We start from the raw sequence: 14,493 nt of genomic DNA, 5'->3' as shown, positions 1-14,493 counted from the left end.
AAGTACCAAACCAAACCACAAAATGAAAACAATATCGTCAATTGTAGAAAATTACATTAAATCAAAGCCATTTTTGCAAAGTGCACTGGCACAAGGAATTATAAATTTAACTTCCCTTTCTAGAAATATTAAGCCAGAAATTGAAGAGCAACTAGGTAAAGATGTTCGTAATGGAGCTATTGTAATGGCTTTAAAAAGACTCTCGTCTGAATTAGAGTTTAGAGCTACACACCGAATTTTAAAAGTATTAAAAAACATAGGGGAAATTACAGTGCGTTCCTCGCTGATTGATTATACTTTTTTAGTCTCCGACACTATTCTGAACAAACAAGCACGTTTATTGCAAGAAATTAATGACAACAAAGATGTGTTTTATACGTCTTCACGTGGAGTTAATGAAACCAATATTGTAGTAAGCGATTCTATGAACGAAGTGGTTGAAAACATTTTTAAAGATGAAAGGCTTACTCAAAAAATAGATAAGTTATCTTCTATTAGTGTGAAGCTTCCAGAAGAGAATGTTATTATTCCAGGGATTTATTACTTTATTTTTCAAAGATTGGCTTGGGAAGGAATTATACTTCACGAAGTAATTTCTACCACCAATGAATTCACCATTATTGTTGGCGAAGACCAAATTGATGTTGCATTTAAAGTAATTAAAGATTTGAAAGCTTTATAGAAGTTTTCAAATCTTTAACCACCTTAGAGAGTTTAATGCCTTAGAAAGGTATAGCTTATTAATGACTTTGCAACAAAAAGATCAAGCTATTATTTTGTTGTTGGTAACCCCTTAAGTGCAGCTTCTAGTTCTTCTAATGAGTCTGGTTTTGCAATTATATTTTTATCGGTATCTAAAACATAATAGGTAGGAGTTTCTGTAACATTATACGCATTGGAAGTTGCATTATTCCATTTTCCAGCTCCATAGACGTGTATAAAATCTGGATATAATTTAATAGTATCTTTCCAAGGGTTTTCATTTTCTTCTAAACCAAAGGCTACTATTTGTAAGTTTTTATTTTCTAAATTAGAAAGAAATTTTTTTACTTCAGGCAGCTCTTTTAAGCAGTGAGAACAAGTGCTACTCCAAAAAATAACGAGGTAATTATTTGCATCTTTTAGGTCGTATAAACTCTTAGAATTGCCAATATTAAAATTAGGAGCTTTTGCTCCAACTCCTGTATTTTTATATATTTTAATTTCTGAAAGCAATTTTTTATCTCCAGCAACGGTGGCTAATTTCTCTAGATAATTATCGGAGATATAATTGGCAACCTTCATGTTTTCATTGTCCGAAAAGTCATACCACAAAGCCTCTAGAATAGACTTTTGAACCACTGGATTATCTCCAATTTCTTTAATAACATCTTCAATATTGTTAATATATTGTTGAGGTTGTTCTTTGTCTGCAAATCGAAATACATATATTTTAGAAGCATTTACTAAATAGTTGGAATGTTGTAAGGCATTGTCATTAAAATCGATATGTTTAAAGAAATTAGCTTTCTCTAGGGCTAAATATTCTTCTAAAGAAATTTGTTTTTGTGGAATAGGAAGTCTTCCAGTTTTTATAAAATGATTAGCAAGCATGCCTTCACTCTTTGTTTCATATTCATTTTGAATTCCATCAATAGCTTTAAAAACATTGGAGAAAGTTTCCTTAGAAACGGAGGGCTCAAAGGTAGCGCTTAATAGATGTTTGGCTTCATCTGCATTTGCATTATAATTTTGAAGTAACACATTTTCTTCAGAAGTTAAAAAAGTAACCCCTTCTGTAGCTGTGTATTCAAAAGTAATATCTTCATTTCCATTATAAATAAAGTCAAAATAATATTCGTCTTGGGGAGCACCAAATACCAAACGATACATCCCTGTTTCTAAATTGCTTTCTAAAGGAATACTTGTAGTTCCGTCCGATTTTATGGAAGCATAAGAAATATAGCTTGGGTAATTTGGCGTTACTTGATACAAGAATACCTTTGAAAATTGTTCTTTAGGAGTAAAAGTTCCCGAAATATGGTGTTGTGCTAATGTAATAAACGGAATTAACATTAGTAAGAATAAAATCTTTTTCATCAGTTTAATCTTTTATAGATGTATAATCGAAACTATAAATTAGGCTACGTAAATACGGTCTAAAAACGGTTTTAGGGTATTTAGCGCTTTGTTTATAGATTTTATATTTTCAAAAGTAATAAGTAGGCGCAACCCATTTCTAGTTTGTTTTTCTTTAATTTTTCCAACGTTTGGATGTGTTTGAATGTATTGAAGTACATTTCTAAAACGATTACTTTGATAAAAACTACTTTGTTGGTCGGCAATAAAATAACCTACCATTTTTCCTTGCTTCAAGATAATTCTCTCCAAGCCTAGCTCGGTAGCAATCCATTTAATCCTAACACTGTTTAGTAAGTCGGTTGCCTCTTCTGGGAGCTCTCCAAAGCGGTCAATAAGTCTAGTTTCATATAAAGTTAACGCTTCTTCTGTTTTAATCGTGCTTAATTCGTTGTATAAATTTAAACGTTCTGTAATAGCATTGATATAATCGTCTGGAAACAATAACTGGAAATCGGTGTCTATTTGCGTGTCTTTTACATATACTTTATCCTCGTTTTTAGGAGTTTCGTATAAATCGGCAAATTCATTTTCTTTAAGTTCTTCAATAGCTTCTTGTAATATTTTCTGATAGGTATCAAAGCCAATTTCATTCATAAATCCACTTTGTTCGCCTCCTAAAATATCTCCAGCACCCCTAATTTCTAAATCTTTCATTGCAATATTAAAGCCACTTCCTAGCTCTGTAAATTGCTCTAATGCCTGAATCCGTTTTCTTGCATCGTCTGTCATTGCAGAATAGGGAGGTGTAATAAAATAGCAAAAAGCCTTTTTATTACTTCTTCCTACACGCCCACGCATTTGGTGTAAATCTGAAAGGCCAAAATTATTGGCGTTGTTTATAAAAATAGTATTTGCATTAGGCACATCCAAACCACTTTCAATAATGGAAGTGGCAACTAAAACATCAAAATCCCCATTCATAAAACTCAACATTAATTGCTCTAGTTTTTTTCCATCCATTTGCCCGTGACCAATACCAATTTTAGCATCTGGAACCAAACGTTGAACCATTCCTGCAACTTCCTTAATATTTTCAATTCTATTATGAATAAAAAATATCTGACCACCACGTTGGATTTCATAAGAAACAGCATCTCGAATAATCTCTTCGTTTAATTGAATTACATTACTCTCAATAGGATACCTGTTTGGAGGTGGCGTAGTAATTACAGAAAGGTCTCTAGCTGCCATCAAACTAAATTGAAGTGTTCTAGGAATAGGAGTAGCTGTTAAGGTAAGTACATCCACATTTTCTTTGATGGTTTTTAATTTATCTTTTACAGCAACCCCAAATTTTTGTTCTTCATCAACAATAAGAAGTCCAAGGTCTTTAAACTTCACATTTTTATTTACCAATTGGTGGGTTCCAATAATAATATCTACTTTTCCTTCTTCCAACCTCTCTAGGGTGTCTCTTTTTTCTTTTGCAGTTCTAAATCTATTTAAGTAATCTATAGTTACAGGCATATCGGAAAGACGTTCACTAAAGGTTTTATGGTGTTGAAAAGCCAATATTGTTGTAGGAACTAAAATAGCTACTTGCTTGCCGTTGTCTACTGCTTTAAAAGCAGCCCTAATAGCAACTTCTGTTTTTCCAAATCCTACATCTCCACAAACAAGCCTATCCATAGGCTGTTCATTTTCCATATCTCTTTTTACATCTTCGGTGGCAGTACTTTGGTCTGGAGTGTCTTCATATAAAAAAGAAGCTTCCAACTCGTTTTGTAGGTAACTATCTGGACCGTATTGAAAACCTTTTTCAGTTTTTCTTTTTGCATAGAGTTTAATAAGGTTAAAGGCAATTTCTTTAACCTTACTTTTAGTCTTTTTCTTTAGATTTTTCCATGCAGCAGACCCTAACTTATATATTTTAGGAGGTTTTCCATCTTTTCCATTAAACTTGGTTATTTTGTGGAGTGAGTGGATGCTTACATATAAAATATCACGCTCGCCATAAATTAGTTTTATAGCCTCTTGTAGTTTTCCTTCTACTTGAATTTTTTGTAAGCCTCCAAAAGTTCCAATACCATGGTCAATATGGGTTACATAATCGCCAATTTCAAGATTGGTAAGCTCTTTAAGTGTAATAGCTTGCTTTTTTGAGTAGCCATTTTTTAGTTGAAATTTATGATACCGTTCAAAAATTTGATGATCGGTATAGCAAGCAATCTTAAATTCGTTATCAATAAAACCTTGATACATAGAAAACACCACGGTTTGATAATGAACTTCTGTTTCTACATCATCAAAAATATCATGGAAACGCTTTGCTTGCTGCTCGCTTACGCAATAGATGTAATTTTTGTATCCCTTCTCATGGTTGCTATTTAAATCTTCTATTAATAAATCAAATTGTTTATTAAAAGACGGTTGTGGCGTTGTGTTAAAAAGGATAGTTTCATAAGCTATATCATTAGCTTTTGGAGCACTTAAATGGATAGTAATAAAACCTTTAAGCTGATTTTTTAGTAGAGCACCATCACAAAATAACTCTTTTGGAGGCGCATGTTTTATTTCTTTTGAAAGTTTAGTAAAGGCTTCTTCTGCTTTAGAGAACAATCCGTCTATTCTAGAAAAAAGGAGCTCGCTATTTCTACTGAAAACAACTGTTTTAGCTGAAACATATTTTAAGAAACTTTCCCGCTCTTCTTCTAAAAATTTATTTTCAACATTCGGAATGATATTGATTTTCTTTAGTTTTTCAGTGGAAAGTTGTGTTTCCACATCAAAGGTTCGAATGCTATCTACTTCTTCTCCAAAAAACTCAATTCGGTAAGGTTCATCATTAGAAAATGAAAAAACATCCACAATACCTCCTCTAACAGAAAATTCTCCAGGCTCGGTAACAAAATCTACTCTTTTAAATTTGTACTCAAAAAGAGTTTCATTTATAAAATCTATTGAAAGTTTATCGTTTAAATTTATTTTTAACGTACTACGCTCGAGTTCTTTTTTAGTAACAACTTTTTCAAATAGCGCTTCTGGATAGGTAACAATAATTGCGGGTTTTTTCCGAGAATTTATTCGGTTTAAAACTTCAGCTCTAAGCAGAATATTCGCATTATCTGTTTCTTCTATTTGATAGGGTCTGCGGTAACTTCCGGGGTAAAAAAGAACATCTTTTTCTCCTATAAGTTGTTCTAAATCATTTAAATGATATGCAGCTTCTTCCTTATCATTGAGCACCAATAAAAAAGGAAGTTCAGTTTCTCTAAAAGCATTTGCAATTACAATAGAAATAGAAGAGCCTACAAGACCTTTTAAATAAGTATTATTTTTAGAATTGGCAATAGAACGCCCTAATTTCTGTTGTTGCAGAGATTCTTTATACGTAGTTATAACCTGACTGAGACCGGCCAGCGTGATTGTATTACTCACTAAAACTTATTTATTTATCCCAATAACTGGGCTTGTTTATTCAATATAATATGTGGAATAATATATTTTATCTTAACGGTTATTGACTATTCCACAAGGTAGTTAGCTACAAAGATAATTGATAAGTAATCATTCCAAAAGCTAAATTAAACTTAAAACGCTAATGAAACTTTTTTAAGTGTTTTTTATTGAATAATTTAATACTTCATAGAGGGTTTAATTCCCTAAAGCATGCCCTGAGTTTATTGAAAGACTCTGAATTAGATGAGTTAACTATGCTAATTTATCTTTTTTACGGGCTTGCTTCCAAGTAATTGATAAAAAAATAGATTATGGATTTAGAATTAAAAGGAAAACGCGCTTTTATATCTGGTTCTACTAAAGGAATTGGATTTGCAATAGCGAAAACATTAGTCAAAGAAGGTGCCGAAGTTATTATTAATGGGAGAAGTAAAAGCACTGTGGACGATGCTTTAAAAAGAATAAAAGAAACAATAAATGATGCTGAAGTAACAGGGGTTGCGTGTGATTTTTCAAGTCCTGAAGAAGTGAAATCTCTTATTGAAAATGTAGGAGAAGTAGATATTCTGATAAATAATGTTGGAATCTTTGAGCCCAAACCATTTGAAGAAATTGCAGATGATGAATGGCAGAAATTCTATGACATAAATGTAATGAGCGGGGTTAGATTATCTCGTGCTTTTTTACCAGCAATGAAGAGAAAGAATTGGGGGCGAATTATATTTATTTCTAGTGAAAGTAGTATAAATATTCCTGTTGAGATGGTGCACTATGGAATGACCAAAACAGCACAGCTTGCAATTTCTCGTGGAATAGCAGAAACTACAAAAGGAACTAATGTAACAGTAAATTCGGTGTTACCTGGACCAACACTTTCTGAAGGAGTGAAAGAATTTGCAGGCGTTGAAGAGGGGAAAAGAGACGAAGTTGAAAAACAGTTTTTTAAAACAGAACGCCCTACCTCTTTATTACAACGTTTTACCGATCCACAGGAGGTTGCAAATATGGTAGTTTATGTTGCTAGTCCGCTTTCTTCGGCAACAAATGGCGCAGCTTTACGTGCAGATGGAGGGACTGTAAAAACAGCTTTTTAATTTAGTATACCCTAGTTGGAATACAAAAAATAGAGCGTAGTCATGAAAATAATAGTCTGACTACGCTCTATTTATAATTATATATTGGTGTAATTAGAAGTTATTAACTTCTAACTTTTTTCTCCCATTTCCAAGCAGAATCCATGGCTTCATCTAGCGTAGATTTTGCTTGCCAACCTAATTCATTATTTGCTTTTTTGGTGTCGGCATAAATAGCAGTTACATCTCCAGGACGTCTGTCTACAATTTTATAATTAAGTTTCTGTCCGCTTACTTTTTCAAAACTAGAAATTACTTCTAAAACGGTACTTCCTTTACCTGTTCCGATATTGAAAACTTCATAATTAGATTTGTTCTTGTTGTTTAGTAAGCGTTCTAATGCTGTGGCATGTGCCTTTCCTAAATCTACAACATGAATGTAATCTCTAACACAAGTACCATCTGCGGTGTCATAATCGCCTCCAAATACCAATAATTGTTCTCTAATGCCAATAGCAGTTTGTGTAATATAAGGAACTAAATGATGAGGTTTGCCTTGTGGAGTTTCTCCAATATTGGCAGTTTCGTGCGCTCCAATTGGATTAAAATAACGCAATGAAATAGCTTTTAAGTTTGGATAAACTTTACAGGTGTCTTCTATAATTTCTTCTCCTATCTGTTTAGTGTTTCCGTAAGGAGCTTCTGCTTTTTTAACTGGAGCTTCCTCTGTAATTGGCAATTCGTCTGCCTGACCGTAAACGGTGCAGGAAGAACTAAAAATCATTGACATCTCTTTTCTAGCGGAAACTTCTTTTAGTAAATAAATTAAGGTATTGATGTTGTTCTCGTAGTATAATAACGGATTCTCGACACTTTCATTTACAAAAATAGAGGCTGCAAAATGGATTACTCCCGCAATATCGGTGTGTTTTTTAAAGAATGCAGATACAGCTTCTTTTTCTCTTAAATCGAGTTTTTCAAATTCAGGTTTTTTGCCTGTAATTTTAGCAATAGCATCTAAAACATCTATAGAAGAGTTGGAAAGGTTGTCTATAATAATTACTTCAAAACCTTTGTTTTGAAGCTCTACTACAGTGTGAGAGCCTATAAAGCCTAGTCCTCCAGTTACAAGTATTTTCATTAATTGTAGTTTGTTTGGTGTGAGTTATTATATAGAATAACTCGGTTAGTTAATAAATTCTTTTATTTTATCTGTAATAAATAAAATTTGGTCATCATCTAATTCTGTGTGCATTGGAAGCGATATAACTTCTTTTACCAATTGATTTGTTACTTTAAAATCATTTTCGTTGTAGCGAGAATCCATATATGCTTTTTGGCTGTGTAATGGAATTGGGTAATAAACGCCACAAGGAATCCCGTTTTCATTTAAAAATTTCACTAATTCGTCTCGTTTTCCATTGGTAATTCTCAAGGTATATTGATGAAAAACATGATGATTATTATTTTCCGTTAACGCTCCTTCAGTAATAGCGGGCGTAATAATATGGTTGTGTCCTTTTAATGCTTCCGTATATTTTACTGCAGCTTTCCTTCTTTTAGTATTATAGGTGTCTAATAATGGAAGTTTAGCACGTAAAACGGCAGCTTGAATAGAGTCTAAACGAGAATTTACTCCTACAACATCATGGTGGTAGCGTTCGTACATTCCGTGGTTTACAATTCCTCTAAGCGTGTGCGCTAATTCATCATCATTTGTAAAAATTGCTCCTCCATCACCATAACATCCTAAGTTTTTAGAAGGGAAAAAAGAAGTGGCAGCAACATGACCTATAGCGCCAGATTTTTTTGTAACTCCGTTGCTAAATGTATAATCGGCTCCAATTCCTTGCGCATCATCTTCAATAACATAAAGATTGTGTTCTTTAGCAATTTCCATAATAGCCTCCATATTGGCACACTGACCAAAAAGGTGCACCGGAACAATAGCTTTTGTTTTTGGAGTGATGGCTTTTTTTATGGCCTCAATATCAATATTAAAAGTAGACGGGTCTACATCTACTAAAACAGGAGTTAATTGCAGTAAAGCAATAACTTCTACTGTTGCAGCAAAGGTAAAATCTACGGTAATAACTTCGTCCCCAGGCTTTAAGTTTAATCCCATCATTGCTATTTGCAATGCATCTGTACCATTTGCACATGGGATTACGTGTTTTACGTCTAAATATTCTTCTAATTCTTTTTGGAAATTCTGAACTTCAGGGCCGTTTATAAATGCGGCAGATTCTAAAACTTCGGTTATGGAATTGTTTACTTGTTCTTTTATGAAACTATATTGACTTTGTAAGTCAACCATCTGTATTTTCCTCATGGAGATAAATCTTAAGTAGCTACAAAATTACAAAATTAAGTTACCACACCCAATGTATTAACAGAAAGTAACGTATTTTAGCAGCAAACAAAATAATGTGCTTTTTTTATATAATATCTTAGTTTATTTATCGGGCTTTTTTATTAAAATAATAGCCTTATTTAACAGTAAGTTAGAGCTTTTTGTTAAAGGTCGTGTTGGGATTTTTGATTTTTTAGCTGAAGAAATTTCAGACAACGATAAAATTATTTGGTTTCATACCGCCTCTTTAGGAGAATTTGAACAAGGTTTACCTGTAATTGAGCAAACCAAAAGAGAATTTCCTTCGCATAAAATCTTAGTTACTTTTTTTTCGCCATCTGGGTATGAAGTAAAAAAGAATACTACTGCAGCAGCTATTGTTTGTTACCTTCCTTTAGATACAACCTACAATGCAAAGCAATTTTTAAAAATTGTAAAACCTGAGCTCGCTATTTTTGTTAAATATGAATTTTGGCCTAATTATCTCTCCGCTTTAAAAAAAGAAAATGTTCCAACATTATTAGTATCAGGAATTTTTAGGGAAAGTCAGGCGTTTTTTCATTGGTATGGAAGCTTTATGAGAAAATCCCTTCAAACTTTTGATCATTTCTTTGTTCAAGATGAAAACTCCAAAAAATTACTAGAAAGTATAGATATTAAAAATGTAACCGTAAGTGGAGACACACGTTTTGATAGAGTTTCAGAAATATTAGAAAGAGATAATGCTTTAGCTTTTTTAGAAGAATTTAAACAAGATAAACTGTGCTTTGTTGCGGGAAGTACGTGGCCAGAAGATGAGATTTTATTGAAAGACTATATAAATAATGATGCTTCTGCTGCTATAAAATATGTAATTGCGCCACATAATATTAAAGGAGGCGAGATTGAAAAACTAAAGGCTTCGTTAGATAAAAAAACAATATTATTTTCAGAAATAGCAGAAAAAAACTTAGCAGATTTTGAGGTGTTAATTATAAATACAATTGGACTGCTTACAAAAATTTATAGTTATGCTGATATTGCTTATGTTGGTGGGGGAATGGGCGTAACTGGGTTGCATAATACATTGGAACCTGCTGTTTTTGGTGTTCCTGTATTGATTGGAAAAAACTATAAAGGTTTTATAGAGGCTGAAAATTTGGTAGGAATAGGTGGAGTAATTTCCGTAAATGGAAAAAATGAGTTTAAAAAAGAATTTGATTATTTGATTAATAATGAATTGATTTTAAACGATTTAGGTGAAAAAAATAAAAATTTTATAAATAAAAATAAAGGGGCTAAGATCCAAATAGGGGACTACATTCGTAAATTAATTAAATGATTTTTAGCATAGCTATAAATATATTAGAAATGCATAGAAATTATTTGTTTACGAATGAAAAATATTACTACATTCGTATCGCAAAATTTAAGTAAATAATTAAACAAAAAAACCATGAAAAAAGTAATTTTAAGTTTAGCTCTTGTATTCACATTAGGATTTTCAGTTGTATCTTGTAAAGAAACAACAAAAGAGAAAGCAGAAGACGCTATAGAAAGTGCTGCTGATGACGTAGAAGAGGCTGCAGAAGACACTGGAGCTGCTATTGAAGAAGCTGCAGAAGAAACTGGAGATGCTATTGAAGAGGCTGCAGAAGATACTAAAGAAGGAGCTGAGAACGCTGCTGAAGAAGTAAAAGCTGAGGCTGAAAAAGCTGAACTATAATTTAGAAAAAAATCTTTTTTATAGAAGAATTATAAACCCGATGCCTGGCATCGGGTTTTTTTGTTGGTTTTATGTAGATTTTTAGGGTACATTCCAAATATTCATTATTCTCCGTTTCTGTAGGGTGTAACAGGAGGTAATTGGAGATAAAAGAACTTTAATGAATCCGTGTTTAAAAAATATGATTATTTTGTTTGATAGACTTTAATATAGTCAACTATATATTCCTGCGGAAAAATACTATCATCTACTTCTGGACCTCCAAAATTCCCTCCAATAGCCATATTTAATAGTATAAATTGAGGTTTGTTGAATGGCCAATTGCTTTCTGTTTTTTCTAATGGAGCATACGTATAAACCAATTTATTGTCTACTAGGAACTCGATTTTTTCTGCGGTCCAATTAACTTTGTAGTTATGAAACCCTTCTTCTATGTTTTTAAAAGGTGTTTTCTGGGAACTTGCATTTTCTCCATGAGTATCGGTAGTGTGAATTGTTGTGTATACAGTTTCAGGTTCTTTTCCAACGTATTCTAAAATGTCTATTTCACCACATTGAGGCCAACCTACTTCGCTTATATTAGCTCCCAACATCCAAAAGGCAGGCCAAATGCCTTGTCCAATAGGAAGTTTTGCTCTAGCTTCAATAGTTCCATATTGAAATTGATGTTTGTTTTGAGTGGTCATTCGTGTAGAGGTGTATTTATCCCCTTCCTTTTTTGCAGTAATAATTAATTTTCCATCTTTTATTTGATGATTGTTGGTGGTATAAACTTGTCGTTCATTATTTCCCCATCCGCAATTATTAGGACAGCCATTACCGAGTTCTAAATTCCAATCGGCTTTGTTTAAAGATGCGCTATCAAAATTCTCTTCCCAAATAAGTTTTAAGTCTGTTGAAGTTTCGGGCTCTTGTGCGTTTGTAGATTTTGAACATGAAAAAGATAATAGTAAAATGCAGAATAGTGTTAGTAGTTTCATTTTGTTTTGTTAGTTGGTTTTTAGTGAGGCTGAATTTAACAAAAAATAATTATCTTTTTTAATCTATTGTTGCTCGATAAAAGTTAACGGGATTTATAGGACTTCAATTGTGTCAAGGTTTAAATGAGGTTTTTAAAATAGACCCCTTACCATTAATAAAAATGAATAAAAAGTGGATTTCTAATAAAGTTGTTTCTTTAAACTACTTATTTTTTTGAACGTTGAGATTTGGTCTTTTTTCTTATAGCGAAGCGGTCTTGTATTTTTACTCGAACATTAATATTTTTAATCCATAATTTGCTGTTTTAGTGGGGTAATGCTAAGAATTGAAGGGGTTAAACGAACAGGTTAAGCTTAAAGAGTTAACTTTTTTATATACAAAAACACCGTCCAAATTAATGAACGGTGTTTTTCCCTAAACTAATACCTACTACTATGTAATGATTAGTATACATACGGAATAAAATTACTTCTGGATTATAAAAACATATATTTTATGATTTTTCTTATTCAGATTTGCATAAACACAACTTTTGGGAATGATCCACTTTTGGGAATGATCCCAGGAAAACCTTAAAAACCAAAAAACCCGATATCCAAAAGGAATCGGGCTTTTAGTGGTGGTGCCTCCAGGAATCGAACCAGGGACACAAGGATTTTCAGTCCTTTGCTCTACCAACTGAGCTAAGGCACCAGTTAACAATCTTTAATTTTTTCTTTGTCTTATCTTTCGACAGAACCAAGATGTCCATTGCTTGATTGCGGGTGCAAATATAGATGCAAATTTAATATCTGCAAAATATTTTTTGAGAAAAATGGTTTTGTAAATTTACAATCTTAATATTTTAGAATGAATTTAATCATAGACGTTGGGAATTCCTTTATCAAAGTGGCTGTATTCAAAGCAGATAAGGTTGTAGAGGTTGCTCAAACAACAGAGTCGGATTTTTTGAAAAAAATTTCAAATATTTTTGAAAACCATCCTTCAATAGCTAAAATAATGGTTTCTTCAGTAGGGAAATTGTCGGATGCATATATAGAAGGACTCTCTGTGTTTGCTCCTGTTTTAATATTAAATAAAAATTCTAAGCTACCATTTAAAAATGAATATGCTACACCAAATACTTTAGGCGTAGACAGAATTGCATTGGTAGCCGCAGCTTTTTATGCATATCCACAAAAGAATTGTTTAGTAATAGATGCGGGTACTTGTATTACGTATGATTTTTTAGATGAAAAGGGAGTTTATAAAGGAGGGGCAATTTCTCCAGGAATTAGAATGCGTTACAAAGCAATGCATGCATTTACAGCAAAGCTTCCGTTAATAGATTCTTTCGGGCTAGAAAATTTTATTGGTAACTCAACAGAGACTTGTATGATTTCTGGAGTTATAAATGGAACTGTCAACGAAATTGAAGCTACAATCCTACAATATCAAAGAAAATTTAAAGATTTAACAGTTATTTTAACAGGTGGGGATAGTCATTTTTTGTCTAAAAGATTAAAAAGTAGCATATTTGCCCATCCGAATTTCCTCATGGAGGGAGTTAATTATATTTTAGAACTCAACAAACACTAATGATTAAACAGATTTTTATTGTAGCTATATTGTTTATATGTAGTTATAGTTTTGCGCAGGAAGGAAGTGTGTCGCCTTATTCTTTTTACGGTACAGGAGACCAACGTTTTAAAGGATTGGTTGAAAATAGATCGATGGGTGGTATTAGTGTTTATACAGATAGTATTCACTTAAACCTTAATAACCCTGCCTCTTTAGGAAAGCTTAAGTTAACAACGTTTACTGTTGGTGGTGGCTATCATTCTTTAAAATTAAAAACGGAGGAGGAAAGTCAAGATGCTTCAGATGTAACTTTTGATTACCTTGCTGTTGGAGTTCCTTTGGGAAATAATATGGGAATGAGTTTTGGTTTAGTGCCATATACTTCTGTAGGTTACCGTGTGCAGTCGCTTAATGAGGATATTTCGCCAGCACAATTAGATAAATATTCAGGAAGTGGAGGGATTAATAAAGCTTTTTTTGCCTACGGAATAAATTTCTTGAATAATTTTAGTCTTGGAGCTAAAGCAAATTTTAATTTCGGAACAGTTAAGAATGAGTCGATTAGGTATGTAGAAGGCATTCAATATGGTACAAGAGTTCAAAATGAATCAGAATATAGTGGATTTGATTTTAATTTTTCATTAAATTACGACGCTGAATTAACAAATAAGTTACATTTACAGTCGTCTGTGTTATATACGCCAGCAACCAAGATTACTTCTAGTAATTCTAGATCAATCTCTACTTTGGTTGCAAACTCAACAGGAATTGAGGTTCCTAGAGTTACTGAAAATGTAGATTTAGCAGCAGTCGGGCTTAATTCAACGTATTTGCATATGGCAGAATCTTATGCTGTTGGTTTGGGAGTAGGAAAAAAATACACATGGTTTGTTGGAGGTGAGTATGAAATAACCAATAGTAGTGAGTTTAAGAACGATTTTGTAAATCCAGTTAATGGAGGGTATGAAGATGGAGAAAGATTTTCAGCAGGAGCATTTTGGACGCCAGACTATGATTCTTTTACAAATTACTGGAAAAGAGTAACTTATAGGGTGGGGGTGAAAAATGAAAAAACGGGCTTGCTTGTAAATAATGTGCCTGTACACGACTTTGGCATGTCTTTTGGTTTAGGTTTACCAATGAATGGTTTCTCTAACGCTAACATAGGTGTTGAATTCGGAAAGAGAGGAAGCACTTATTTAGGAAGAGTAGAAGAGAATTATTTCAATGTTTTTATAAGTTTGTCACTTAACGACAAATGGTTTAGAAAAAATTTAATTAGATAAGAATTATACGTTAAC

The 14,493-nt window shown here is 32.7% G+C and carries 11 protein-coding genes and 1 tRNA gene; 6 read left to right on the top strand and 6 right to left on the bottom strand.

Annotated features, from left to right (window positions below):
- Positions 1 to 22 precede the first annotated feature (22 nt).
- Positions 23 to 682 (top strand): hypothetical protein, encoded by a 660-nt coding sequence (locus tag JOOMADRAFT_RS02200; RefSeq protein ID WP_008611038.1) that lies wholly within the window; start codon positions 23 to 25, stop codon positions 680 to 682.
- Positions 683 to 771: 89 nt separating this feature from the next.
- Here the strand turns inward: JOOMADRAFT_RS02200 and JOOMADRAFT_RS02195 are convergent, their stop codons facing one another.
- Positions 772 to 2,079 (bottom strand): TlpA family protein disulfide reductase, encoded by a 1,308-nt coding sequence (locus tag JOOMADRAFT_RS02195; protein WP_008611037.1) that lies wholly within the window; start codon positions 2,077 to 2,079, stop codon positions 772 to 774.
- A 39-nt stretch (positions 2,080 to 2,118) separates the two neighbouring features.
- Entirely contained in the window at positions 2,119 to 5,499 is a 3,381-nt protein-coding gene (gene mfd / locus JOOMADRAFT_RS02190; RefSeq protein ID WP_008611036.1) for a transcription-repair coupling factor, read from the bottom strand.
- Between the two features lie 332 nt (positions 5,500 to 5,831).
- Between mfd and JOOMADRAFT_RS02185 the strand changes: the two genes are divergently transcribed.
- Positions 5,832 to 6,614, top strand: coding sequence for an SDR family NAD(P)-dependent oxidoreductase (locus JOOMADRAFT_RS02185; protein ID WP_008611035.1), 783 nt, complete (start codon positions 5,832 to 5,834; stop codon positions 6,612 to 6,614).
- Between the two features lie 103 nt (positions 6,615 to 6,717).
- Here the strand turns inward: JOOMADRAFT_RS02185 and galE are convergent, their stop codons facing one another.
- Positions 6,718 to 7,734: a UDP-glucose 4-epimerase GalE gene (galE, locus tag JOOMADRAFT_RS02180; RefSeq protein WP_008611034.1), complete on the bottom strand. Its 1,017-nt coding sequence runs from the start codon at positions 7,732 to 7,734 to the stop codon at positions 6,718 to 6,720.
- Between the two features lie 45 nt (positions 7,735 to 7,779).
- Entirely contained in the window at positions 7,780 to 8,925 is a 1,146-nt protein-coding gene (locus JOOMADRAFT_RS02175; protein WP_008611033.1) for a DegT/DnrJ/EryC1/StrS family aminotransferase, read from the bottom strand.
- 97 nt (positions 8,926 to 9,022) lie between these two features.
- On the opposite strand from JOOMADRAFT_RS02175, the gene JOOMADRAFT_RS02170 reads away from it, so the two are divergent.
- Positions 9,023 to 10,267: a 3-deoxy-D-manno-octulosonic acid transferase gene (locus tag JOOMADRAFT_RS02170; protein WP_008611032.1), complete on the top strand. Its 1,245-nt coding sequence runs from the start codon at positions 9,023 to 9,025 to the stop codon at positions 10,265 to 10,267.
- A 114-nt stretch (positions 10,268 to 10,381) separates the two neighbouring features.
- Positions 10,382 to 10,651 (top strand): hypothetical protein, encoded by a 270-nt coding sequence (locus JOOMADRAFT_RS02165; RefSeq protein ID WP_008611031.1) that lies wholly within the window; start codon positions 10,382 to 10,384, stop codon positions 10,649 to 10,651.
- Between the two features lie 185 nt (positions 10,652 to 10,836).
- On the opposite strand, the gene JOOMADRAFT_RS02160 is transcribed toward JOOMADRAFT_RS02165, so the two are convergent.
- On the bottom strand, positions 10,837 to 11,631 hold the full coding sequence (locus JOOMADRAFT_RS02160; RefSeq protein ID WP_008611030.1) for a glycoside hydrolase family 16 protein: 795 nt from the start codon (positions 11,629 to 11,631) through the stop codon (positions 10,837 to 10,839).
- Between the two features lie 618 nt (positions 11,632 to 12,249).
- Positions 12,250 to 12,325: transfer RNA gene (locus JOOMADRAFT_RS02155), tRNA-Phe, on the bottom strand.
- 156 nt (positions 12,326 to 12,481) lie between these two features.
- On the opposite strand from JOOMADRAFT_RS02155, the gene JOOMADRAFT_RS02150 reads away from it, so the two are divergent.
- Together JOOMADRAFT_RS02150 and JOOMADRAFT_RS02145 are read left to right on the top strand one after the other, a co-directional pair.
- Positions 12,482 to 13,210: a type III pantothenate kinase gene (locus tag JOOMADRAFT_RS02150; RefSeq protein ID WP_008611028.1), complete on the top strand. Its 729-nt coding sequence runs from the start codon at positions 12,482 to 12,484 to the stop codon at positions 13,208 to 13,210.
- A complete protein-coding gene (locus JOOMADRAFT_RS02145) occupies positions 13,210 to 14,478 on the top strand; it encodes a hypothetical protein (RefSeq protein WP_008611026.1) in 1,269 nt (422 codons plus the stop codon). Before JOOMADRAFT_RS02150 ends, JOOMADRAFT_RS02145 begins: the two co-directional genes overlap by 1 nt.
- The last annotated feature ends 15 nt before the right edge of the window (positions 14,479 to 14,493 follow it).

Source organism: Galbibacter orientalis DSM 19592 (assembly GCF_000260115.1).
GTDB classification, from domain to species: domain Bacteria; phylum Bacteroidota; class Bacteroidia; order Flavobacteriales; family Flavobacteriaceae; genus Galbibacter; species Galbibacter orientalis.
The sequence above is the reverse complement of the archived record's forward strand: the minus strand, read 5'-3'. Positions and strand labels throughout refer to the sequence as shown.

Excerpts from the sequence above, each read along its gene's own strand:
- JOOMADRAFT_RS02150 (WP_008611028.1), top strand. The coding sequence starts at position 12,482 with ATGAATTTAATCATAGACGTTGGGAATTCCTTTATCAAAGTGGCTGTA.
- JOOMADRAFT_RS02200 (WP_008611038.1), top strand. The coding sequence starts at position 23 with ATGAAAACAATATCGTCAATTGTAGAAAATTACATTAAATCAAAGCCA.
- JOOMADRAFT_RS02165 (WP_008611031.1), top strand. The coding sequence starts at position 10,382 with ATGAAAAAAGTAATTTTAAGTTTAGCTCTTGTATTCACATTAGGATTT.
- galE (WP_008611034.1), bottom strand. The coding sequence starts at position 7,734 with ATGAAAATACTTGTAACTGGAGGACTAGGCTTTATAGGCTCTCACACT.
- JOOMADRAFT_RS02145 (WP_008611026.1), top strand. The coding sequence starts at position 13,210 with ATGATTAAACAGATTTTTATTGTAGCTATATTGTTTATATGTAGTTAT.
- JOOMADRAFT_RS02185 (WP_008611035.1), top strand. The coding sequence starts at position 5,832 with ATGGATTTAGAATTAAAAGGAAAACGCGCTTTTATATCTGGTTCTACT.
- JOOMADRAFT_RS02175 (WP_008611033.1), bottom strand. The coding sequence starts at position 8,925 with ATGAGGAAAATACAGATGGTTGACTTACAAAGTCAATATAGTTTCATA.
- JOOMADRAFT_RS02195 (WP_008611037.1), bottom strand. The coding sequence starts at position 2,079 with ATGAAAAAGATTTTATTCTTACTAATGTTAATTCCGTTTATTACATTA.
- JOOMADRAFT_RS02160 (WP_008611030.1), bottom strand. The coding sequence starts at position 11,631 with ATGAAACTACTAACACTATTCTGCATTTTACTATTATCTTTTTCATGT.